The organism is Sphingomonas yantingensis (genome assembly GCF_014199325.1).
In the GTDB taxonomy this organism is placed as follows: domain Bacteria; phylum Pseudomonadota; class Alphaproteobacteria; order Sphingomonadales; family Sphingomonadaceae; genus Sphingomonas; species Sphingomonas yantingensis.
Map to the genome: position 1 here is coordinate 401,465 of NZ_JACIJJ010000001.1, position 22,154 is coordinate 423,618.

Annotated in this window: 25 protein-coding genes; 11 read left to right on the forward strand and 14 right to left on the reverse strand. The window is 68.0% G+C overall.

The window, feature by feature from the left end; all coding sequences use genetic code 11:
* Positions 1 to 10: 10 nt before the first annotated feature.
* From FHR19_RS02000 to FHR19_RS02035, 8 genes are all read right to left on the reverse strand, one after another.
* Complete coding sequence (locus FHR19_RS02000; protein ID WP_184023678.1) at positions 11 to 883, reverse strand: lysophospholipid acyltransferase family protein; 873 nt, start codon at positions 881 to 883, stop codon at positions 11 to 13.
* Positions 884 to 890: 7 nt separating this feature from the next.
* Positions 891 to 1,313 (reverse strand): Fur family transcriptional regulator, encoded by a 423-nt coding sequence (locus FHR19_RS02005; protein WP_184023679.1) that lies wholly within the window; start codon positions 1,311 to 1,313, stop codon positions 891 to 893.
* Between the two features lie 106 nt (positions 1,314 to 1,419).
* Positions 1,420 to 1,833, reverse strand: a complete 414-nt coding sequence (locus tag FHR19_RS02010) for a Ros/MucR family transcriptional regulator (protein WP_184023680.1) — start codon at positions 1,831 to 1,833, stop codon at positions 1,420 to 1,422.
* Positions 1,834 to 1,942: 109 nt separating this feature from the next.
* On the reverse strand, positions 1,943 to 2,419 hold the full coding sequence (locus FHR19_RS02015) for a GNAT family N-acetyltransferase (RefSeq protein ID WP_246359251.1): 477 nt from the start codon (positions 2,417 to 2,419) through the stop codon (positions 1,943 to 1,945).
* Positions 2,416 to 3,033, reverse strand: a complete 618-nt coding sequence (gene tsaB, locus FHR19_RS02020; RefSeq protein WP_184023681.1) for a tRNA (adenosine(37)-N6)-threonylcarbamoyltransferase complex dimerization subunit type 1 TsaB — start codon at positions 3,031 to 3,033, stop codon at positions 2,416 to 2,418. The genes FHR19_RS02015 and tsaB overlap by 4 nt, the downstream gene beginning before the upstream one ends.
* Before the next feature lie 4 nt (positions 3,034 to 3,037).
* Positions 3,038 to 3,628 (reverse strand): malonic semialdehyde reductase, encoded by a 591-nt coding sequence (locus FHR19_RS02025; protein ID WP_184023682.1) that lies wholly within the window; start codon positions 3,626 to 3,628, stop codon positions 3,038 to 3,040.
* A gap of 44 nt (positions 3,629 to 3,672) precedes the next feature.
* On the reverse strand, positions 3,673 to 4,248 hold the full coding sequence (locus FHR19_RS02030) for a NifU family protein (protein WP_184025735.1): 576 nt from the start codon (positions 4,246 to 4,248) through the stop codon (positions 3,673 to 3,675).
* Between the two features lie 31 nt (positions 4,249 to 4,279).
* Positions 4,280 to 5,110, reverse strand: coding sequence for an aspartyl/asparaginyl beta-hydroxylase domain-containing protein (locus FHR19_RS02035; protein ID WP_343053129.1), 831 nt, complete (start codon positions 5,108 to 5,110; stop codon positions 4,280 to 4,282).
* Between the two features lie 185 nt (positions 5,111 to 5,295).
* On the opposite strand from FHR19_RS02035, the gene FHR19_RS02040 reads away from it, so the two are divergent.
* Positions 5,296 to 8,262, forward strand: a complete 2,967-nt coding sequence (locus FHR19_RS02040; protein ID WP_246359252.1) for a M16 family metallopeptidase — start codon at positions 5,296 to 5,298, stop codon at positions 8,260 to 8,262.
* Positions 8,263 to 8,372: 110 nt separating this feature from the next.
* Here the strand turns inward: FHR19_RS02040 and FHR19_RS02045 are convergent, their stop codons facing one another.
* Positions 8,373 to 9,881: a M20/M25/M40 family metallo-hydrolase gene (locus FHR19_RS02045; RefSeq protein WP_184023684.1), complete on the reverse strand. Its 1,509-nt coding sequence runs from the start codon at positions 9,879 to 9,881 to the stop codon at positions 8,373 to 8,375.
* A gap of 448 nt (positions 9,882 to 10,329) precedes the next feature.
* Here FHR19_RS02045 and FHR19_RS02050 point away from each other — a divergent pair, with 448 nt between their 5' ends.
* Positions 10,330 to 12,237: a ribonucleoside-diphosphate reductase subunit alpha gene (locus tag FHR19_RS02050; protein WP_184023686.1), complete on the forward strand. Its 1,908-nt coding sequence runs from the start codon at positions 10,330 to 10,332 to the stop codon at positions 12,235 to 12,237.
* A 148-nt stretch (positions 12,238 to 12,385) separates the two neighbouring features.
* Here FHR19_RS02050 and FHR19_RS02055 read toward each other — a convergent pair whose 3' ends face one another.
* Positions 12,386 to 12,664: a DUF2171 domain-containing protein gene (locus FHR19_RS02055; protein ID WP_184023688.1), complete on the reverse strand. Its 279-nt coding sequence runs from the start codon at positions 12,662 to 12,664 to the stop codon at positions 12,386 to 12,388.
* Between the two features lie 206 nt (positions 12,665 to 12,870).
* Between FHR19_RS02055 and FHR19_RS02060 the strand changes: the two genes are divergently transcribed.
* Genes FHR19_RS02060 through FHR19_RS02075 form a run of 4 tightly spaced genes read left to right on the forward strand, consistent with a single transcriptional unit; the run spans position 12,871 to position 15,978 of the window.
* Positions 12,871 to 13,161, forward strand: coding sequence for a hypothetical protein (locus FHR19_RS02060; protein ID WP_184023690.1), 291 nt, complete (start codon positions 12,871 to 12,873; stop codon positions 13,159 to 13,161).
* The gene (locus tag FHR19_RS02065) at positions 13,158 to 13,355 is read left to right on the forward strand and encodes a hypothetical protein (RefSeq protein WP_184023692.1); all 198 of its coding nucleotides are present in this window, start codon (positions 13,158 to 13,160) and stop codon (positions 13,353 to 13,355) included. The genes FHR19_RS02060 and FHR19_RS02065 overlap by 4 nt, the downstream gene beginning before the upstream one ends.
* A gap of 56 nt (positions 13,356 to 13,411) precedes the next feature.
* A complete protein-coding gene (locus FHR19_RS02070) occupies positions 13,412 to 14,464 on the forward strand; it encodes a ribonucleotide-diphosphate reductase subunit beta (protein ID WP_184023694.1) in 1,053 nt (350 codons plus the stop codon).
* A gap of 5 nt (positions 14,465 to 14,469) precedes the next feature.
* Positions 14,470 to 15,978 carry an amidase gene (locus FHR19_RS02075; RefSeq protein WP_184023695.1) on the forward strand — a complete coding sequence of 503 codons (1,509 nt, stop codon included), beginning with the start codon at positions 14,470 to 14,472 and terminating at the stop codon, positions 15,976 to 15,978.
* Between the two features lie 85 nt (positions 15,979 to 16,063).
* Here FHR19_RS02075 and FHR19_RS02080 read toward each other — a convergent pair whose 3' ends face one another.
* Together FHR19_RS02080 and FHR19_RS02085 are read right to left on the reverse strand one after the other, a co-directional pair.
* On the reverse strand, positions 16,064 to 16,465 hold the full coding sequence (locus tag FHR19_RS02080; RefSeq protein WP_184023696.1) for a DUF4345 family protein: 402 nt from the start codon (positions 16,463 to 16,465) through the stop codon (positions 16,064 to 16,066).
* Entirely contained in the window at positions 16,462 to 16,941 is a 480-nt protein-coding gene (locus FHR19_RS02085; protein WP_184023697.1) for a DUF2721 domain-containing protein, read from the reverse strand. Before FHR19_RS02085 ends, FHR19_RS02080 begins: the two co-directional genes overlap by 4 nt.
* Positions 16,942 to 17,018: 77 nt before the next feature.
* Between FHR19_RS02085 and FHR19_RS02090 the strand changes: the two genes are divergently transcribed.
* Positions 17,019 to 17,426: a DUF1801 domain-containing protein gene (locus FHR19_RS02090; RefSeq protein ID WP_184023698.1), complete on the forward strand. Its 408-nt coding sequence runs from the start codon at positions 17,019 to 17,021 to the stop codon at positions 17,424 to 17,426.
* Here FHR19_RS02090 and FHR19_RS02095 read toward each other — a convergent pair.
* A complete protein-coding gene (locus FHR19_RS02095; protein ID WP_184023699.1) occupies positions 17,411 to 18,661 on the reverse strand; it encodes an SAM-dependent methyltransferase in 1,251 nt (416 codons plus the stop codon). The two genes, FHR19_RS02090 and FHR19_RS02095, sit on opposite strands and share 16 nt — an antisense overlap.
* A 147-nt stretch (positions 18,662 to 18,808) precedes the next feature.
* Here FHR19_RS02095 and rlmN point away from each other — a divergent pair, with 147 nt between their 5' ends.
* A complete protein-coding gene (rlmN, locus tag FHR19_RS02100; RefSeq protein WP_184023700.1) occupies positions 18,809 to 20,017 on the forward strand; it encodes a dual-specificity RNA methyltransferase RlmN in 1,209 nt (402 codons plus the stop codon).
* 39 nt (positions 20,018 to 20,056) lie between these two features.
* Here rlmN and FHR19_RS02105 read toward each other — a convergent pair whose 3' ends face one another.
* Positions 20,057 to 20,251, reverse strand: a complete 195-nt coding sequence (locus FHR19_RS02105) for a hypothetical protein (RefSeq protein ID WP_184023702.1) — start codon at positions 20,249 to 20,251, stop codon at positions 20,057 to 20,059.
* A 158-nt stretch (positions 20,252 to 20,409) separates the two neighbouring features.
* Between FHR19_RS02105 and FHR19_RS02110 the strand changes: the two genes are divergently transcribed.
* The 3 genes from FHR19_RS02110 (at position 20,410) to FHR19_RS02120 (ending at position 22,153) form a co-directional block, all read left to right on the forward strand.
* Positions 20,410 to 20,889: a hypothetical protein gene (locus tag FHR19_RS02110; RefSeq protein ID WP_246359253.1), complete on the forward strand. Its 480-nt coding sequence runs from the start codon at positions 20,410 to 20,412 to the stop codon at positions 20,887 to 20,889.
* A gap of 105 nt (positions 20,890 to 20,994) precedes the next feature.
* Entirely contained in the window at positions 20,995 to 21,246 is a 252-nt protein-coding gene (locus FHR19_RS02115; RefSeq protein ID WP_246359254.1) for an excalibur calcium-binding domain-containing protein, read from the forward strand.
* 148 nt (positions 21,247 to 21,394) lie between these two features.
* Entirely contained in the window at positions 21,395 to 22,153 is a 759-nt protein-coding gene (locus tag FHR19_RS02120) for a sulfite exporter TauE/SafE family protein (protein WP_184023706.1), read from the forward strand.
* Position 22,154: the final 1 nt, after the last annotated feature.

The window sequence follows — 22,154 nt, forward strand, 5'->3', positions numbered from 1 at the left end:
CTTAGCGCGTTCAGGCGCTCTCGTCACCACGGCGCCCGGCCCACCAGTCGTGGCCGACGAACGGTTCGAGCGGGCGGCCGGTGCGGACCGAGAAGGCTTCCTCGATCCGGCGGCGTGCCTCGGCGGCGATCGCCTTGCGCCCCGGATAGTCGCGCGGGTGGAAGGGATCGAGAAAGACGCAGCGCACGCTGAAACTGCCGGCGCGCGCCAGCACACGGACGGCATTGTCCTTGCCGCTCTCGTCGCCGATCCATGCGAGATCGCGGCCGCGCGCGTCGTAGATCATGAGCACTGGCTGGACGAGCACCCCCGGCGGCGGCGGGTCGAGCACCGCGAGCAGCGGCGACTTGAAGGGGAGAAGCGACTGGCCGTCGGTGGTCGTCCCCTCGGGAAACACCGTCACCGACCAGTTGTCGGCGAACGCATCGCGCAGCGCGTTGATCTGCTCGGCGACCTTCATCCGCGATTCGCGCGAGACGTAGACGGTGCGGTTGAGGCTCGCGAGCCAGCCGACGACGGGCGCCTTTTCGAGCTCCGACTTGGCGACAAAGGCCGATCCGCTGGTGCCGGCGATGGCGAGGATGTCGATCCAGCTCACATGATTGGCGATGTAGAACACGTCGCGCTTCAGCGGCGTGCCGATCCGCTTGACCCGCGCGCCCGCGATCCGTGCACAGGTGCCGAGGAACAGCCGCGGCCAGGGCGACGACAGGCGGACGAGACGCCACAAATAATGGAGCGGCACCGCGATCACTGCCGCCAGCACCAGCATCGCGACGCGGACGATCAACCGCAGCCGCTGCGAGAGGATCAGCGGGGCGGGCTGGCCCGCCGCCGCGCGCATGCGGCGTTCAGGCGCGGCGGCGGCCCGGTCGCTTACCATCTGTCGATCACGACTTGCGGTCGAGCGCGACGCCGTAGAGTTCCATGCGGTGATCGACCAGGCGGAAGCCCAGCCGCTCGGCGATCTGCTTTTGCAGCAGCTCGAGCTCCGGATCGACGAACTCGATCACCTTGCCCGTCTCCACGTCGATCAGATGGTCGTGATGCGCTTCCGGCGAGGGTTCGTAGCGCGCGCGGCCGTCGCCGAAATCGTGGCGGTCGAGGATGCCCGCCTCCTCGAACAGGCGGACGGTGCGATAGACGGTGGCGATCGAGATGCCGCTGTCGATGGCGGAGGCGCGGGCATAGACCTTTTCCACGTCGGGATGGTCTTCGGCTTCGGACAGGACGCGGGCGATCACGCGGCGCTGTTCGGTGATGCGCAGACCCTTTTCATGGCAAAGGGCTTCGAGGTCGATCTTGCGGGGCATGGCGCCGATGTAATCGGACGCGCGCGCCGTGGGAAGTACGTGGGTTAGCGAACGACTCGCAAGAAAGGGGCGGCGACCCGGATGCGTGTCCGGGCCGCCGATCCCATCAACGCTTCCGGCGCTTGGTGCCGAGGCCGATCTTCTTGGCGAGGCTGCGGCGCTGCTCGGCATAGTTGGGCGCGACCATCGGATAGTCGGCGGGCAGGTTCCACTTGGCGCGGTACTGCTCGGGCGTCATCTGATAGTGCGTCATCAGGTGGCGCTTGAGCATCTTGAGCTTCTTGCCGTCTTCGAGGCAGACCAGATAGTCCGGCTTGATCGAGGCGCGGACCGACACCGCCGGCTCCTGCTTCGTCTCGGGCTCGGGCGCCGGGCCGCCAAGACCCGCGAGCGCGCCATGCACGTTCTGGATGAGCGCGGCTAGGTCGCCGACCGCGACGCTGTTGTTGCTGACATGGGCTGCGACGATGTCCGCGGTCAGCGTGACCAGCGTTTCGTCGAGCGCGTTCTGATGATCCATTTCCAGTCCTTTTCGACCCAAGCGGGATGCGTCTGCTGCGCAATTCCTCGCGGTCCCTATCGGGGTAACGGATGGCGACTTCAAGGCAGGCGCGCCGCCTTTTTGTCGGTCAGGCGAGGTCGAGACTGAAGCTGTGCGCGTCGAAGACTTCGCCCGTCGATCCGCGATAATAGTCGCGGCGCACGCCGACCTTTCGAAATCCCGCGCGTTCGTAAAGCGCGATCGCGCCATTTCCTGCGCGGACCTCGAGATGGAGGATGCTCGCTTTGCGGTCGCGGCAGTCGGCGACGATCCCGCGAAGCAGGGCGCCGCCGACGCCGCGGTGGCGCATCGCCGGGCGGACGGCGATGAGCAGCAGTTCGGCCTCGTCGGCGGCGATGCGGGCGAGCGCGAAGCCAGCCGGCTCACCCCCTTGCTCGGCGATCGTCAGCCAAACGCCGGGCAGCGACAGGATGCCCAGGCACTGGTTCTGCGTCCACGCCTCGCCGTAACGGGGATCGAACCCCTCTCGCATCAGCGCGTCGACCAGGCGGACCTCGGCCGGGCCGCCGGCGCGCAGCAGCGTGCCGCCGACCGCGGTGCTCAAGGCTGCCCCGGCAGCTTGGCGTCGGGCGCGCGACCGTAGATCGGCGTCGGCGCCAGGTTGCGCTCCGCTGCGTCCAGCAGGATGGCGTCGGCGGCGGCCGGGTGGCGTGCCTCGATCATGCGGCCGCTGTCGGCAAGATGCCGCACGCCGTCGCCGACGATGGGAAGCACGGGGTCGAGAAGGTCGAGCGCCGCCGCCGGCGTCAGCGACGCGAAGGGGCCGCGCGGGGCGAGGGGCGCGTCGAAGGCCTGCACGAAGACCTCACCGTGCCCCCCTTCCATCACGACCGCAAGCGCTGCCAGATCGGGCCGGTCGGCAAGCGCGCGCGCCGCGACCAGCGTCAGCGCGCTAAATCCGGCCACGCTTGCGTCCCAGCCGAGCGCCAGCCCGCGCGCGGCGGCAAGCCCTACCCGGATGCCGGTAAAGCTGCCCGGCCCGCAATCGACGAGGATCGCGTCCGCCCGCCCGCCGTCCACCAGTTCGGCGATCATCGGCAGCAGCCGCTCGGCGTGACCGCGACCGACGATTTCGTGGCGTGCGTCGACCACCCCGCCCGCCTCGATCAGCGCGACGGAGCAGGCGGCGGTGGCAGTCTCGATGACGAGGGTGCGCAAGGGCTTATTCGATACGCCCGAACGTCTCGAACTCGGGCCGCGGGCTGCGGTCGAAGATCGTCGAGGGATCGCCCTTGCCGAAGGTCGAGATGAAGTTGACGCGCACGCGTGGCTGGTCGCCAAAGAAGGCGGCGTTCACCTTATCGGGGTCGAAGCCCGACATCGGCCCCGTATCCCAGCCAAGCGCACGCGCGGCGATGATGAAATAGGCACCCTGAAGCGAGGAATTGCGAAACGCGCTTTCGCGCAGGGCTTCCTCGGTCTTGAACCAGCTCTTGGCGTCGGTGTGCGGGAACAGCCAGGGCAGTTGCTCGTGAAAATCGAGGTCCATGCCGATGACGACGCTGGCGGGCGCCTTGCGGATCTTGTCGGCATTGGTGTCGCTGGCGGTGGCGGCGAGCTTTTCCTTCGCCTCGTCGCCCAGCACCCAGACGAAGCGGGCCGGCTGCTGGTTCGCCGACGTCGGCCCCATCTTGATAAGGTCGTAGATCGCGCGGACGTCATCCTCGGTCACGGGGGTGTCGTCATAGCCGTTATAGGTGCGCGCGGTGCGGAAGATCGTGTCGAGTGCGGCGTCGTCGAGCGGCTGGCCCATGCGGCGTTCCCCTGTTCTGGTCGGATGATGGAAGGCGCGCGCGGTCAGACCGCGCGCACCTCGGTCACTTCGGGCACGTAATAGCGGAGGAGCTGTTCGATCCCCTGCTTCAGCGTCGCGGTGGACGAGGGGCAGCCCGAGCAGGCGCCCTGCATCTGGAGATAGACTTTCCCCTTCTCGAACCCGCGATAGACGATGTCGCCGCCGTCGTTGGCGACCGCGGGGCGGACGCGCGTGTCGATGAGCTCGCGGATCTGCGCGACGATGTCGGCATCCTCGGGATCCTCGGCGAACACCTGGTCGGCGGGGGGCACGGCGATGCCAGCGGCGCTGCCGGGGCGGAACAGCGGCATGTCGCCGGCAAAATGGTCGAGCAGGATGCCGAGCACGTCGGGCTTGAGGCTCGCCCAGTCGGTGCCGGGCGCGGCGGTGACGCTGACGAAATCGCGGCCGAAGAAGACCCCGGTCACGTCGCCGAGGCCGAATAGCGCATCGGCGAGCGGCGAGGCTTCGGCCTCCTCGGGACTGGCGAAGTCGCGAGTGCCGCCGGCCATCACCTCGCGGCCGGGCAGGAACTTCATCGTCGCGGGATTGGGCGTGGCTTCGGTTTCGATCAGCATCGCCGCCATGTGGCCGCGCACCTGCCTTCGATCAAGTATCGAGGGACGAGACGGCGCGGTTCCAGGCGTGGATGTTGTCGCGCGCTTCCTGCACGAAGGCGGAGCGCCGGACGAAGCCCATGAACAGGTCGGCGAACCACTTGCCCGGCTGGGCGAGCGGGCGCTCGAACTGGATGAGCAGGACGACCCGCGTGCCCGCGCTGTCGTTCCAGACCTCGTGATCCCAGGTGTCGTCGAACACCAGCGTCTCGCCCTCGGCCCAGCGCACCACACGGTCGGCGACGCGCATGCGGATGTCGCCGTCCGGGGGCACGATCAGGCCGAGATGGCAGGTGATGAGCCCCTTGGTCACGCCGCGATGCGCGGGGATATGCGTGCCCGGCGCGAGGATCGAGAAGAACGCGCTGACGAGGCCGGGGATGTTCGCCACCGCCGCCGCGGTCGCGGGGCAGCGGGCGAGGTTCTCGTCGATCGGATAGCCGTAACCGTGGAGGAAGAAGGATCGCCACATCTCGGGCGCGGCGATCGCGCGGTGGTCGGGCGACACGTCCGACAGGCTCGGCGCGGCGCCTCGCTCCAATGCGACCGATATCGCCTCGTCCCGGATCGCTCGCCAATTACGACGCAACTCGCACGTCCAGGCGAAATCACGCATGTCGAGCACGGGGTCGTTGGGGACGAGCGACGAGCCCGCGATGAGCCGGTCGAACAGCCCGCGCAGATGCTTGCCGTAGCGGATGATGAACGGCCGCCCCCGCTCGGGCGCGAGCGCCGCGCCCGGCACTGCCGCGCCCGATACCCGGCCGAGGTCGGGCATCGGCGCGCTACGGGTCTGCGGTTCGGGGCGGATCTGGGTAAGCACGGATACCGATCGGTTGAAGAGCGCGATCCTTCGGCCGCTAACCGGGCTTCGCGTCCGAAACATGGCAAGCGTCCGCCCGATTGGGGCAGGCCGACCGTATCAAAGCGCGCGAATCAGGGGCGGGCTGGCGGGGCGCGCCAAAGCCCGCTAGCCTTGGCGGCATGATCCCCCCGATCCGTTCGCTTATGACGCTCGGCGCGCTGCTGCTTGCCGCCGCCGCTTTTCCGCTCGCCGCCCAGACCGCCGCGCCCGCGCCGCAGTCGGCCCCGGCCCAGACCGCGATCCCGCTGATGCAGCCGGGGCCGGTCCAGACCGCGGACCAGCCGTGGCTGTACAAGGGCAGCGACATCACCCCCGACCCGGCATGGACGTTCGGCACGCTGCCCAACGGCGTGCGCTATGCCGTGCGCCGCAATGGCGTGCCGCCGGGGCAGGTGGCGATCCGCGTCCGCATCGACGCAGGCTCGCTGATGGAGCGGGACAGCGAGCGCGGCTTTGCGCACCTGATCGAGCATCTGTCCTTTCGCGGGTCGCAGTACGTGCCCGATGGCGAGTCGAAGCGGCTATGGCAGCGGCTCGGCGTCACCTTCGGCTCGGACACCAACGCCAGCACGACGTTCACGCAGACGGTCTACAAGCTCGACCTTCCCTCCGCGACGCCCGCCGGGCTGGACGAGAGCATGAAGGTGCTGGCCGGGATGATGGCCGCGCCGACGCTGAGCGACGCGGCGCTCCAGGCCGAGCGGCCGGTGGTGCTCGCCGAGCAGCGCGAGCGGCTCAATCCCTCCAGCCGGCTGTCGGACGCGACGCGCAGCCTGTTCTTCGCGGGCCAGCCGCTGGCCGACCGCTCGCCGATCGGAACGGTCGAGACACTGAACGCCGCGACCGCGGGCAGCGTGCAGGCGTTCCACGACCGCTGGTATCGTCCCGACCGCACGACGATCGTCATCGCCGGCGACGTCGATCCTGCGCAGCTTCAGGCGCTGGTCGCCAAGCATTTCAGCGGCTGGACTCCCAAGGGCGCGGCGACGCCCACCCCCGATTTCGGCAAGCCGCAGGCGGACAAGCCCGCGAGCGCGGTGTCGGTCGAACCCTCGATCCCGCCGGTCGTGACGATGGCGATCCTGCGCCCCTGGACGATCACCGCCGACACGGTGCTGTTCAACCAGGAGCGGATGATCGACCAGATCGCGATCCGCATCCTCAACCGCCGCCTCGAATCGCGCGCGCGCGGCGGCGGCAGCTTCATCACCGCCAATGCCGATCTTCAGGACGTGGCGCGCTCCGCCAATCTCACCGCCGTCACGATCGTGCCGGTGGGCGAGGATTGGGAGACCGCGGTGCGCGACGTGCGCCGCGTCATCGCCGACGCGATGGTCAACGCGCCGACGCAAGGCGAGATCGACCGCGAAGTGGCGGAGATCGACGCGGCGATGCAGAACGCCGTCGACACGAGCCGCGTCGAGGCCGGCGCAATCCAGGCCGACGAGATCGTCCAGGCAGTCGACATCCACGAAACCGCTGCCTCGTCCGAAGGGTCGCTGGGCATCTTCCGCGGCGCGGTCGCCAAGAAGTTCTTCACGCCGCAGCGCGTGCTCGCCGCGAGCAAGAAGGTGTTCGAGGGTGATCGCCGCGCGATGGTCAACACGCGCACCCCCGACACCAACGTTCAGGCGCGACTTGCCGCCGTCCTCGACGAGGACGTGTCGAAGCTCGCCTATGCCCGCACCCGCGGCGGCTCGATCGGGTTCGACAAGCTTCCGAAGCTCGGCACGCCGGGCAAGGTCGCGGAGCGCAAGGTCGTGGTCACCGAGCCGTCGATCGAGCAGGTCGACTATGCCAACGGCGTCAAGCTGCTGGTTTTCCCCAACGAGTCCGAGACGAACAAGATCTATGTGCGCGTGCGGTTCGGCAATGGCCTGCGCGGGCTGCCGTCGGACCGGGTGACGCCGGCTTGGGCGGGCGACCTGGCGCTCATCCCGTCGGGCATCGGCAAGTTCGGGCAGGAGGAGATCGACCGGCTGACCAGTGGGCGGCAGATTTCGCTCGACTTCGCGATCGACGACGACGCGTTCATGTTCGGCGCGCTGACCACGCCCGCCGACCTGGCCGACCAGCTCAAGCTGATCGCCGCCAAGCTCAACTCGCCCGGCTGGGATCCTAATCCGGTGGCCCGTGCCCGTGCGGTGATGCTGGCGGGCTATGCCGGGCTGGAGGCGTCGCCCGACGCGGTGCTGAGCCGCGACCTCGAAAAGCTGCTCCACAACGGCGACGCACGCTGGGGTGTCCCCCCGCGCGAGGCCGTCGAGAAACTGGATGCCAGGGCGTTCCGCGCCTTCTGGGAGCCGATCCTCGCGTCGGGTCCGATCGAGGTGCAGGTGTATGGCGACGTGAAGACCGATGCCGCGGTACAGGCGGTCGCGGCGTCTTTCGGCGCGATGAAGCCGCGGCCCGCCGCGCCGATCACCGGTCCCACGCCCGACTTCCCGAAGCACGACACGACGCCCGTCCAGCGCACGCACGAGGGGCAGCCCAACCAGGCCGCGGCGGTGATCGCCTGGCCGACCGGCGGCGGCAGCGACGCGATCAGCGAGAGCCGCCGGCTCGAGGTGCTGGCCGCCGTCTTCCGCGACCGGCTGTTCGATCGGCTGCGCAGCCAGGCGGGGGTCAGTTATACGCCGAACGTCGTCAACAACTGGCCGGTGGGGATGCCTGGCGGCGGGCGTCTAATCGCGATCGGCCAAGTGCCGCCCGACAAGACCGGCTTCTTCTTCGAGGCCGCACGCGCGATCGCCGCCGATCTCGTCGCGACGCCGGTCGGCGAGGACGAACTGCGCCGCGCACAAGTGCCGGTCGCGCAAAGCTGGATCCGCATGTCGAGCGGTAACACCTTCTGGATGCAGCAGACCGCGGGCGGCACGGGCGATCCCAAGCGGCTCGCGTCGATCGCGACGCTGCCGCAGGACCTCGGCCGGATGGCCCCGGCGGAGCTTCAGGCGCTGGCGGCGAAATATCTGCGGCCCGATCGCGACTGGACGATGACGGTGGTGCCGTCGGCGAAGGTGCTGGCGGGGGCGAAGGCGGCGGCGGGGGCGCCCGCTGCTCCGGCGGCTGCGCCGGCGGCACCGGTAAAGGCGCCAGCGACCCGCTAACCTAAATCGTCACCCCGGACTTGTTCCGGGGTCCACCGTGCCGCGAGCCAACCCGCCGGTGCGTACGCGGTGAAGTGGACCCCGGAACACGTCCGGGGTGACGGGTCGAACTACGCCGTCGCCGCGACCTGATAGAGGAAGTCGACAAATCCCATCGTCGCATCCTTCATTCCCATCACCTTGGGGTTGGTGCTCTCGATCAGGAAATATTCGTCGGGCGCGTGCGCACCGCTGCCGTGGCCGAAGCCGAATTGACCCGCGGGCAGGCCGAGCGGCGGCCCGGTGAAGATCACCCCCGGCCAGCTTCCCGCCAGCCGCGGCGCGAGCGTCGCCGGCACACCCAGCCGCTCGCACGTCGCCAGCTCGGCACGGATCAGCGCGCTCTTCTCGTCGGTCTGGGTGGGGCCATAGCCGCCCGAGACGTTGATCTCGACATCCGCGAACCCCCGCTTGTCGAGATGCGCGCGCAGCTTGGCCAGCGTGTCCTCGATCGTCATGTCGGGGACCAGCCGCATCTCGATCTTGGCGGTCGCGCGGCCGGGCAGCACGGTCTTGCCGCCGGGGCCGGTATAGCCCGCGACCAGGCCTTGGATGTTGACCGTCGGCACCTGCGCCAGCCGGACGAGCGAGGCCTCCCAATCCATGTCGTCGATCCAGCGGGTGACGCCGAGCTGCTTCTTCGTCGATGTCTCGTCGGTGGCGCGCGCGGTCATCGCGATCAGCTCGCGCTGGCGCGGGGTGAGCGGCACCACCTTGTCCTGGATGCCGTCGATCATCACCGTGTTGCCGTCGGGACTGACGAGCGTCGAAAGCGCCGCGACCAGCCGCCACGGCGGACTGTCGACCCGCGCCTTCTCGCTCGAATGGATGTCGCCCTTCGGCCCGCGGCCCCATTTCTCGCCCGAGACGGTGAGCTCGAACTCCATCGCCCCCTTGGCACCGAGTGCGAGCGTCACCGCGCCGGTCGCCGGGTTCTGCCAGCCGGTCGGGATGATGACGCCGACCGATTTCCTGAGCGCCGCGGCAACGCGCGGGGTCTGGACGATCTCGTGGAAGTTGGGGGAGGCGATCTCCTCCTCCCCCTCGGCGACAAGGACGAGATTGACGGGCAGCTTCACCCCCGCCGCCTTGAACGCGTGCAGCGCGGCGAGGAAGGTGGTCTCCGGCCCCTTCTGGTTGACCGCGCCGCGGCCGACCATCGCCTTGCCGAGGCCCGGCTTGTCGACGATCCGCCCTTCCAGCGGCGGGCTCGACCATTCCTTGGGGTCGTACTGCTTCACGTCGTACATGAAGTAGATGCCGAGCGTCTTCTTCGCGCCGGCATCGAGCGTCGCGAACACGCCGGGCTTGCCCGACGACGGCACGATCTCCGCCGACTGGAAGCCCGCGTCGAGCGCGAGCCGGCGCATATAGTCCGGCCCCTCGGGATAGCCGCGGTTCTCCGCCGCGATCGAGGGCAGGGCGATCCACTGGCGCAGTCGCTCGACTGCGGCGGCGTGACCCGCCTCGACCGCGGGGCGCAGCTTCGAGGTCGGATCGGCGGCCAGCACCGGCCCCGCTGCCGCGCCCGCAATGCCCGCGGCCCCCGCCTTCAACATCGCCCGCCGATCGATCGTCATGTCGCCGCTCCCCCACCAGATATGGGGTCAGCATCGCGCGACCGGGCCCCATCGGCAAGCCGGTCGGCCCCGGAACGATTCTTCCACGGGTTTCTTTTCACTCACCCTTTCGATCCTCTTGCCAATCGCAAAGGTGAGGAACATCCACGCGTCGCGGTCGATGAACGGTTCGCTCCCGTCGACAAAGTGATTCACGGAAGCGACGAACCGAGTCCCCAAAACGTCATTTACCGACTTGTGTGCCGACGCGATTGGCCACAATCTGTTGCGGTCACGTCAGGGGGCTGGCACAAGAGGTGGTATCAGGACGCCGCGACACCATATCGCGGCGATGGCCCTGCCGCTGCTGCAAGCACCCAGCGTGGTCACTTTTTGTTCTCGGTCGCGGGCGGCGGTGTTAGCATCGCTCCACGGCGCCCGAGTCGAACGTATGAGGAACGGGGCCGTCATGGATTTCAGGGACGATCAGCGCGTGAACGACAGCACCGACATTGCCGAAGCCCCCCTTCTCGAAGCCGCCGCGGCGCCCAAGGCGAAGCGCGATTCGAAGACGATCGACGCCCAGCTCTATGCGGTCGAGGTCGATCACGGCCGCGACGCCCTCCTGACCGAGTTCGGCAAGGAGACGCTGAAGGACCGCTATCTCCTGCCCGGCGAAAGCTATCAGGACCTGTTCGTGCGCGTGGCCTCCGCCTATGCCGACGACGGCGCGCATGCCCAGCGGCTCTACGACTATATCTCGAAACTGTGGTTCATGCCCGCGACGCCCGTTCTGTCGAACGGCGGCACCGGGCGCGGCCTGCCGATCTCCTGCTACCTCAATTCGGTCCCCGACAGTCTCGAGGGCATCGTAGAGACGTGGAACGAGAATGTCTGGCTTGCCTCGCGCGGCGGCGGCATCGGCACTTATTGGGGCAATGTCCGCGGCATCGGCGAGCCGGTGGGCCTCAACGGCAAGACCAGCGGCATCATCCCGTTCGTGCGCGTGATGGATTCGCTGACGCTGGCGATCAGCCAGGGTTCGCTGCGTCGCGGGTCTGCGGCCTGCTATCTCGACATTTCGCACCCGGAGATCGAGGAGTTCCTCGAGATCCGCAAGCCCTCGGGCGACTTCAACCGCAAGGCACTCAACCTCCATCACGGCGTCCTCATTCCCGACGCCTTCATGGAAGCTGTCCGCAACGGCGAGGAATGGACGCTCAAGTCGCCCAAGGACGGCTCAACCCGCGGCACCGTCGATGCCCGCGCGCTGTTCCAGAAGCTGGTCGAAACGAGGCTGGCGACGGGCGAGCCGTACATCGTGTTCAGCGATCACGTGAACAACACGATGCCCAAGCATCACCGCGACCTGGGCCTCAAGGTCTCGACCTCGAACCTCTGCAGCGAGATCACGCTGCCGACCGGCCGCGACCACCTCGGCAACGATCGCACCGCGGTCTGCTGTCTCTCCTCGCTCAATCTCGAGACGTGGGACGAGTGGAAGGACGACAAGCGTTTCGTCGAGGACGTGATGCGCTTCCTCGACAACGTGCTCACCGACTATATCGAGCGCGCGCCGGACGAGATGGCGCGGGCGCGCTACTCGGCGGAGCGCGAGCGGTCGGTCGGCCTCGGCGTCATGGGCTTCCACAGCTTCCTCCAGGCGCGCGGCCTGCCGTTCGAAGGCGCCATGGCCAAGTCGTGGAACCTGCGCATCTTCAAGCACATCGCCGCGCAGGTGAACGAAGCCTCGATGCAGCTCGCGGTCGAGCGCGGGCCCTGCCCGGATGCGGCCGACATGGGCGTGATGGAGCGCTTTTCCTGCAAGATGGCGATCGCGCCGACCGCGTCGATCAGCATCATCTGCGGCGGCACCTCGGCTTGCATCGAGCCGATCCCGGCCAACATCTACACGCACAAGACGCTGTCGGGCAGCTTCGCGGTCAAGAACCCGTATCTGGAAAAGCTGCTGATCGCCAAGTCGAAGAACTCGGACGCGGTCTGGAACACGATCCTCGAGCGCGGTGGGTCGGTGCAGCATCTCGACTTCCTCAACCAGGAGGAAAAGGACTGCTACAAGACGAGCTTCGAGATCGATCAGCGCTGGGTCCTCGAACTCGCCGGCGACCGCGCGCCCTATATCGACCAGGCGCAGTCGCTGAACCTGTTCATCCCCGCCGACGTGGAGAAGTGGGACCTCTTGATGCTCCACTTCCGCGCATGGGAACTGGGCATCAAGTCGCTCTACTATCTCCGCTCGAAGTCGGTGCAGCGCGCCGGGTTCGCGGGCGGGGTCGAGGCGGACAACACGATCGAGAAGCCGAAGTTCGATCTGGGCGAGAGCACCGATTATGACGAGTGCCTGGCCTGTCAGTAAGCGGACGGCAGTGGATTGCGCGAGCAATCCGCTGACTCGTCACGGCGGGCAGCGGGGCGGCAAAGCCGCTCCGTCTGACGGCGTGACGGAACGCAAGACGCCGGCCCGCTTCCCACGGACCGGCGCCTCGCTCGAGCGCAACGACCGATCAGACCGGATCGCCGCCCTCTTCCTCCTCGAACGTCACCGCGACGTCGGCATTGGCGGAAAGGCGGACCTGGTCGCCCTCCACCTCGGCGACGAGGCCGGCGGGAATGAAGTGGTGGTGGCCCGCATGATGCCCTTCGCCGGCGCCCTCGACATCGGCGCCCGAGTCCTTCTTGGTGAGCTTGATCCGGTCGCCCTCGACGCGGTCGACGGTGCCGACGTGGACGCCGTCGGCGCCGATGACTTCCATATGCTCGCGAATGTCGTTGAGGTCGGCCATTGCCCGTCTCCTGCTTGGGGTTCGGCGCTGGAACGAGCGGGTCGCGGATTGGATGCGCGGTCCTTCGTCACCCCCGCCGTCACCCCGGACTTGTTCCGGGGTCCACCGTGCAGCCGGCGCCGCCGCTCGACCCTCAAGCCGCTGCGCCTGCAGACAGGTGGACCCCGGAACAGGTCCGGGGTGACGAAGAAGGGAGCGGCTTCGCGATGAATCGCGCGGTTCTCGTCGCCCTTCTGCTTTCGCTCGCCGCCTGCGCGCGTCAGGCGGGCAATGCCGTCGCGCCCGGTGCGCCAGGCTTCCTCCACGGGCTTTGGCACGGGTTCATCTTTCCCGTGTCCTGGGCTCTAAGTCTCTTTATGCCCGACGTCGCCGTCTATGCCGTGCCCAATAATGGCGGCTGGTACGACTTTGGCTATTTCCTCGGCATCGTCGTGTTCGGCGTCGGCGCGCGCAAGACGCGGACCGTGACCGTCGTGAAGTGGCGGGAGCGGCGATGAGCTGGTCGCTGGTCGCCATGTATGTCGTCGCAGCCGTGCTGGTGCTGACGGGCATCGGCCTGATCGCCGCGCTCGCCCGGCCGGCGTCGCCGGGCCGTGTCTATGCTTTCCGCATGGTCGGCATCATGGCGCTCGCCGGCGGCGCGGTGCTGGCGATGAGCGCGACCGCCCTTTGGCACGGGGGCGACGGATGAGACGCCGGCTCCCGCAATCATCCCTTTCAATTTCTTCCTTCTAAGAGGATCGCCTCATGTCCCTTCTCCAGGCCTCCAAGCAGTACAAGCCGTTCGAATACCCCTGGGCGTTCGAGTTCTGGAAGCGTCAGCAGCAGCTCCACTGGCTGCCCGAGGAAGTGCCGCTGGGCGAGGATTGCCGCGACTGGGCACAGAAGCTGTCGGATCACGAGCGCAATCTGCTGACGCAGATCTTCCGCTTCTTCACCCAGGCCGATGTCGAGGTGCAGGACTGCTATCACGAGAAATACGGCCGCGTGTTCAAGCCGACCGAGATCAAGATGATGCTGACCGCGTTCAGCAACATGGAGACGGTACATATCGCCGCCTACAGCCACCTGCTCGACACGATCGGCATGCCCGAGAGCGAATATGGCGCGTTCCTCGAATATGCCGAGCTGAAGGACAAGCATGACTATATGCAGAACTTCGGCGTCGACACCGACGAGGATATCGCCCGCACGCTCGCCATGTTCGGCGGCTTTACCGAGGGGGTGCAGCTGTTCGCGTCGTTCGCGATGCTGATGAACTTCCCGCGATTCAACAAGATGAAGGGCATGGGCCAGATCGTCTCGTGGTCGGTGCGCGACGAGAGCCTGCACTGCGAGGGCATCATCCGCATGTTCCACGCCTTCTGCCAGGAGCGTCAGTGCCTGACCAAGGCGGTGAAGGACGACATCGCCGACGTGTGCCAGACGACGATCCGGCTGGAGGACGCGTTCATCGACCTGGCGTTCGAGATGGGGCCGGTCAACGGCATGACCGCCAAGGATATCAAGAAGTATATCCGCTACATCGCCGACTGGCGCCTCAGCCAGCTGGGCCTGAAGCCGATCTACATGATCGACGAGCATCCGATCCCGTGGCTGACGCCGCTGCTCAACGGCGTCGAGCACGCCAATTTCTTCGAGACGCGCGCGACCGAATATTCGAAGGGCGCGACCCGCGGCAACTGGAACGACGTCTGGTCGAGCTTCGACAAGCGCAAGAAGGTCGCGGTCGCCCCGGCGAACGAAGACCCGCGGCTCGAGGGCGACATGTTCGCCCATGCCGGCGTCGCGGCGGAGTGACGGCGATGCGGGCCGCGGTGCCGCTTCTCCTCCTGGTCACGGCCATCCCGGCTACGGCGCAGGAGGGAACCAGCGCCGCCGCGACCCGCACCTATCTCAAGCGGATCGAGGCGATCGACCGGGCGGGGCCGCGGCTCAATTCGGTGATCGCGGTCGCGCCCGATGCCGAGGCACAGGCGCGGCGGCTCGACGACGAGCAGGCCAAGGGTCGGGTGCGCTCGCCCGTTCATGGCTGGCCGGTGCTCATCAAGGACAATATCGAGACGGTCGAGCTGCCGACGACCGCGGGTAGCCTTGCGCTCAAGGACAACCTGACCCGGCGCGATGCGCCGGTCGCCGCGCGGCTGCGTGCGGGCGGGATCGTCATGCTGGGTAAGACCAACCTGTCCGAATGGGCGAACATCCGCTCGTCCAGTTCGATGAGCGGGTGGAGTGCGGTCGGCGGGCTCGTCCGCAATCCCCATGCGCTCGACCGGACCGCCTGCGGATCGTCGAGCGGGACCGGCGCGGCGTTGGCCGCGGGGCTTGCCCGCGCGGGTGTGGGGACCGAGACCGACGGGTCGGTCATCTGCCCCTCGGCGATCAACGGCCTTGTCGGCATGAAGCCGACGCTGGGCCTTGTCAGCCGCACGCATGTCGTGCCGATCAGCCATAGCCAGGATACGCCCGGCCCGATGGCGACGACCGTTGCCGATGCCGCCGCGCTGATGACGGTGATGGCGGGCAGCGACCCGGCGGACCCGGCGACGCGTGAGGCGGATGCACGCAAGGGTGACTATGCCGCGCGGCTGAACCCGGCGGCGATCAAGGGCATGCGGATCGGGGTGCTCCGGCCCGACGGTTTGCCCGGTGCGCTCGCCCGCCAGTTCGACGCGGCGCTCGCCAAGCTGCGCGCAGCGGGGGCGGTGCTGGTCGACGTGAAGCAGCCGGCGACGCCGGGGCTGGGCGAGGCCGAGTTCGATGTGCTCAAGATGGAGCTCAAGTCCGACCTCGCCGCCTATCTGAAGACGACGCCGCCCGCCGTGAAGGTGCGTACGCTGGCTGACGTGATCGCCTTCAACAAGGCGAACGCCGCCGCCGAGATGCCGTTCTTCGGCCAAGACATTTTCGAGGCGGCGGAGAAGACCAGGGGGACGGCCGACCCCGCCTACAAACCCGCGCGCGCCAAGTCGCTGGCACTGGCAACCAGGGCGCTCGATACGATGCTGGCCAAGGCGCAGGTGATCGTGACGCCGAGCTACGGCGCCGCCTGGCTGTCGGACCCGGTGCACGGCGACCAGGCGGGCGGCCCCTCGGCCAGCGGGCTGCCGGCGGTGGCGGGCTACCCGCACCTCACCGTGCCGATGGGGCAGGTGATGGGGCTGCCGGTCGGCCTCTCCTTCATCGGGTCGAAGTGGAGCGAGCAGCGATTGTTCGACGCGGGTGCCGGGTTCGAAGCGGCACGCGGGCCGCTGCCGGCGCCGCGCTACCTGCCGACCGTCGCGGCGGGACCGCGACTGGAGCGGCCGGAGTAATCCTTTTCTTGTCACCCCGGCCTTGAGCCGGGGTCCCGCTTCTTCTTCTTTTCTTCGCGCGCTGGAGAAGAAGCGGGATCCCGGATCAGGTCCGGGATGACGTGGTTCTTGCGACGACCGCCTGCCAGACCAACACCACCGGCACCAAGCCTAGCTCGATGCAGAGCCCAACGAGATGCCCGGTCGAGGGCGCGCCCACCTGCGTCAGGCTCCACAGCCGTCCCAGCCCGCCGGCGATCACCATGCCGCCGAGCAGGCGAAGCCGCGGACCCTTGCGCTCGATCGCCGGGATGCAGCTCGCAAAGCCCAGGCCGAGCGCGAGGAAGATGCCCGAGAGATAGCGGAAATGGCTGTCGAGATCGGTGGCGACCGGTGCGGCCTGACCCAGCCATGCCGGCCCGCGCACGAGGCTGATCGAGGCGATCGAGAGCGGCACCAGCGTGGCGGCGGCGACCACCGCCTGCAGCGCCCCGCGCCCGGCAGTCACTGGCTGCGCCGCTTGCGCTCGCGGTCCAGCTCGAGCAGCTCGGCGCGGATGTGCGATGCCTTGAGCGACATGCGCACCTCGATGAGGAAGAAGACGAGGCCGGCGATCAGCATCAGCATCGAGCCGATGAACGCGCTCGCCACCACGGTGCCGATCTTGAGGTGCGACAGCTCAGCCACGAACAGCAGCGCGACGACCGCGCAGATCGAGATGGCGGAGGCGGTGACGAGCGAGATCGAGGCGTTGATGACGGTGATCCGCCGGTCGATGCGGCGCAATTCCCAGACGTGGCGGTCGTGCTCCGGCCCGGTAGTGCGCGGGTGGAGCTGTTCCAGCGCGCGGGCGCGATCGATGACGCGCGCCAGCCGCCCGGTGAGCACGTTGAGCAGCCCGGCGATCCCGGCAAGCAGGAACACCGGTGCGATCGCTACCTGAATCGTTTCCGCGACGGTCGATAGGACGAAACCGAATTCCATGATGCCGCCTTCATGGGGTGGTGCCCGCGGCCGGGCAAGTGGCAAAGTCGCGCGGCGCGACTCGTGGGAGAGGGGGCATGACCAACAGGACGACCGCCAGCGATGCCGATGTCGACGCCTTCATCGACGCGGTCTCCGATCCCGTCCGGCGCGAGGATGCGCGGGCTGTCCGCGCGCTTTACGAGCGCGTGTCGGGCGAGCCAGCGCGGATGTGGGGATCGAGCATCGTCGGCTGCGGTGAGTATGCCTATCGCGCCAGCGGCAAGGACCAACGGATGTGCAGCATCGGCTTTTCCCCGCGAAAGGCCGAGACGGTGCTCTACCTCGCGCAGGATTTTCCCGGAAAGACGGACCTGCTGGCGCAGCTTGGCCCGCATCGCACGGGCGTCGGCTGCGTCTACGTCAAGCGGCTGGACAAGATCGACGCGGGCGTCCTCGAGCGTCTCGTCGCCGCCGCCTTCGCCGCGCTTCAGGCGACGGGCTGAGGCTCCGGCACCTCGAGCAGCGCGCGCTCGCCGGCCAGCATATAGTCGCGCGTCAGCGGTAGCGCGTGGCGGTCGCGCGCATACTGGAGCTGATAGTTGACCAGCCCGCCATGGCGGAAGCTTACCTCGCTGCCGGCGAGGTAATAGGTCCACATCCGGTAGAAGCGCTCGTCATAGAGCGCCACGATCGCGTCCTTTGCGGCGACCACGCGCTTGTACCACGCTTCCAGCGTGTAGGCGTAGTGGAGGCGCAGCACCTCGACATCGGTGAGGAACATGCGCAGCCCCTCATGCCCCTTCGCGATCTCCGACAAGGCGGGGATGTAGCCGCCGGGAAAGATGTACTTGGCGGTGAACGCGTCGGTGGTGCCCGGCCCGCCCGCGCGGCCGATCGTGTGGAGGAGCATCACCCCCTCGGGCGTCAGCAGGTTGCGACACTGCTTGAAGAAGGTGCGGTAGTGCGCCGGGCCGACATGCTCGAACATGCCCACCGACACGATGCGGTCGAACTGGCCGTTGAGGTGGCGATAGTCGATGAGCTCGAACCGGACATGGCCGTCGACGCCCGCCATCTCGGCGCGGCGGCGCGCGACCTTGAGCTGTTCCTCCGACAGGGTGATGCCGCACACGTCGGCACCGGTGGTGCGGTGGATGTAGAGCGCCATCCCGCCCCAGCCGCAGCCGATGTCGAGCACCTTCATCCCCGGCTCGATCGCCAGCTTGGCGACGATGTGCGCCTTCTTGTCGACCTGTGCCTGTTCAAGGCTGTTGGCCGGATCGGTGAAATAGGCGCAGCTATATTGCCGGTCGACGTCGAGGAAGAGGTCGTAGAGCCGGTCGGACAGGTCGTAGTGATGGGCGACGTTGCGCTTCGCGCGCCGCGCCATGTTCACCCGATCGATGCGGAAGCGGACGGCGTCGATCGCGCGCTTCATCGGGCTGGCGTCGAGCGTGCCGAGCCCCGCTTCCCAGCGGTTGTTTGCGGTGGCAAGGTTGAGAAAGTCGCGAATGTCGCCGCGCTCGATGACGAGGCGCCCGTCCATGAACGCCTCCGCCGCGCCAAGGCTTGGGTCCGCAAGCAATTGGCGCAGCGCGCGGCCATCCGCGAAGCGGATCGCGACGTTGCCGAGCTCGGCATCGGGTGCGCCATAGGTGGCGGTCCGCCCGCCGGGAAAGGTGACGGTAAGCTGCCCGCGACGGATCGCGCGGTGAAGGAAGCGATCGATGAGCGACATGCGCGTCCGGTAGCGGACAAAGCGGGGCAGGAATATGACGAACTGACTTTAGTCGGGCGGTCGGCTGCGAACGTGCAAGCCACCCTGCCGACGGTGTCGAAGTCGCGACCCTAGCGCCGCCGCCCGTTTTCGACTATATCGCATGCCATGCAGACAGCTTCGGCCGCCCCCATGCCCATCCCCGGGCACATCGACCCCGTGCCCGTGACCCGCGCCGTTTTCGAGCGGCCCGACGGGCGCGTCGATCTGGTGGGGCTCGACAAGGGGGCGATCCGCGCTGCGCTCGAGGCGGCTGGGATGGAGCCGAAACAGGCCAAGCTGCGCGCCAAGCAGCTCTGGCACTGGATCTACAATCGGGGCGTCACCGACTTCACGCTGATGACCGACATCGCCAAGGCGCAGCACCCGTGGTTGGCCGAGCATTTCGTAGTCGGCCGGCCCGACGTAAAGGAGGCGCAGGTGTCGGAGGACGGCACGCGCAAGTGGCTGCTCTCCTCGCCCGACGGGCAGGATTACGAAATGGTTTTCATCCCCGACGCCGATCGGGGAACGCTGTGCGTGTCCAGCCAGGTCGGCTGCACGCTCAATTGCCGCTTCTGCCACACCGGGACGATGCGGCTGGTGCGCAACCTGACCGCGGGCGAGATCGTGGGGCAGGTGATGCTGGCGCGCGATGCGCTCGGCGAATGGCCGTCCAGCCCGGAGGGGCGGCTGCTCACCAACATCGTCATGATGGGGATGGGGGAGCCGCTCTATAACTTCGATGCGGTGCGCGACGGGCTGAAGATCGTGATGGACGGCGACGGCCTGGCGCTGTCGAAGCGGCGGATCACGCTGTCGACCAGCGGCGTCGTGCCGATGATGGCGCGCGCGGGCGAGGAGATCGGCGCGAACTTGGCCGTTTCGCTCCACGCCGTGACCAAGGACGTGCGCGACGAGATCGTGCCGCTCAACAAGAAGTACGGGATCGAGGAACTGCTGCAGGCATGCGCCGACTATCCCGGCGCCAACAACGCGCGTCGCATCACGTTCGAATATGTGATGCTGAAGGACAAGAACGACAGCGACGCCGATGCGCGCGAGCTCGTCCGGCTGCTGCGGCACTACAAGCTGCCGGCGAAGGTGAACCTTATCCCGTTCAATCCGTGGCCCGGCGCGGATTACGAATGCTCGACGCCTGAGCGGATCCGGTCCTTCTCGAACATCGTGTTCGAGGGGGGTATCTCGGCCCCCGTCCGCACGCCCCGTGGGCGCGACATCGACGCGGCGTGCGGGCAATTGAAGACCGCGGCGGAGAAGAAGAGCCGCGCCGAACTCGACCGGCTGGCGGCGGAGAAGCAGGCGGCGCTGGGCTGACCCCCCGTCATCCGGGAACGGATTGAGTTTTACATCAACTCAAGCATTCCCGCTCAGGTCGTCGAGGTCGAGGCTGCCGCCCGGCTCCAGATCGGTCGGCGCGCGGCACGCGGCGAGGACATGGTCGATATCGCCCGCGGTCAGCCCGCTCTCGCTGTCCAGCACCCGTTCGGGCGGGGCATCGCCGCGAAATGCCTGAAGGCGGACACGCGCCTGATCCAGTGCGTCGTTCATCGTCGATCCCTTCATCGTCCGGGCAAAAGCGAACGGGCGTCGGCGTCGTTCCCATGACAAGCCCGGCGGTCCGCTCAGGCGCACTTGACTCTTAAATCTACATATATTGATATTGGCGACGGCGGGCGGCTGGCCCGCGCCACGAAAGGGTCGTCGTCATGCTGAATCGCCCGCTCCTTACCCTTTCGCTCGTCGCGCTCACCGCCGCTGCGCCGGCGCCTGAGCGCGTGTCGCCGTTCCTCGGGACCTGGGAACTCGACCTGTCGCGAATGCCGTCGACCTATGGCCCGGCGCCCAAGCGCGTTACCTATCGTTTTGAGGACATCGGCGGGGCGAAGTGGCGGACGGTGGTCGACGTGACCGCGCCCGACGACAGCGTGCGTCACATGGTCGTCGATTACACCCTTGACGGATCGGCAGCGCCCGGCACCGCCGACACGAGCGAGGCCGACAGCGCCGCGTTCCTCTCGCCCACGCCTGACGCGTTGGTCATGAGCCTGGCCAAAAACCGCACGCTCGGCTCGGTCCGCGTCTACCACGTCGCCGCGGACGGCCGCACGATGACCGAGACCGCGGGATCGGTGAACGGCGACGGCGCGCCGTTCGTGCGCATGTTCCACTACAAGCGGCTGCGCTGAGCCGTAAGTCTTTGGTTCGCAACCTGTCCTTTACCCCGCCGCTGCATCGTTGGCGGCATGGTTCAGAGTCTTCGCCCGGTCCCCGTCGTCGTTGCGGCAATCCTGTTGGGCACGGTCGTCGGTGTCGGGTCGTTGGCGATCGTGCCGGAGGGGCGATCCGCGCTGGTCCGGCAAGCCGGCAGGATCGCGGTCATGACTGGCTTTGCCCGTCAGCGCGAGCCCCAAATCGGGGATGCATGGGGCGGGTGCGACGATGCCCGTAAAGCAGGCTCGTCGCCGATCTACAGGGGCGAACCCGGATACCGTGCCGACATGGATGGCGACAATGACGGCATCGCTTGTGAACCCTATCGCTGATCGCGCGGACTTTATCCGACGGAACGGGCATTCATTCTAGCGGGCGCCGTTCGGCTCATCCTCGCGCTGCGGGCCGCGCCTGCATCGTCGCCCGACTTGCTCGCGAAGCATGCTGGACAGCCGCCGCGCGGCTCGCGAAAGGGGCGCCATGCTCGACCCCGCCACGATCGCGCTTGCCGCCGCCGCCGGAATGCTGGGCGGTGCGATGAATGCGCTCGCCGGCGGGGGCACGTTCGCGACGATGCCCGCGCTGATCGCGATCGGCCTGCCGAGCCCGATCGCCAACGCCAGCTCGAACGTCGCGTTGCAGCCGGGGGCGATCGCCAGCGCCTGGACCTATCGCAAGGGTCTGGAGCCGATCGGCGGGGTGGGGGTGCGCACGCTCGCCGGTATCACCTTCATGTCGGGGATCGTCGGCAGCCTGCTGCTCGTCGTCACGCCGACCCGCATGTTCGATATCGTCATCCCGTGGCTGCTCCTGCTCGCGACGATCGCCATCGCGTTTGGGAGCCGCGCGGCGGCGGCGCTCCAGCGGCATGCCTCGCCCGGCCCGCGCGCGCTGGTCGCGGCACAGGTGCTGCTCGGCGTCTATGGCGGCTATTTCGGCGGCGGCGTCGGGCTGATGCTGACCGCGACCTGGGGGCTGCTCGCGGGAGAGCCGCCGCACCGGCTGATGGCGCCGCGCACGCTGATGCTGGCGATGGCAAATGCCGCGGCGACGGTGGTGTTCGTTAGTTTCGGCATGGTCCGCTGGGACGCGTGCGTGCCGATGCTGGCAGGTGCGCTGGTCGGCGGCTGGGCGGGCGCGCATCTGGGCAAGCGACTGTCGTCCGGCCTGGTGCGCGGCTGGACACTGATCGTCACCACCGTCACGACGATTGTGTTCTTCGTGCGCGCTTACGGTTAAA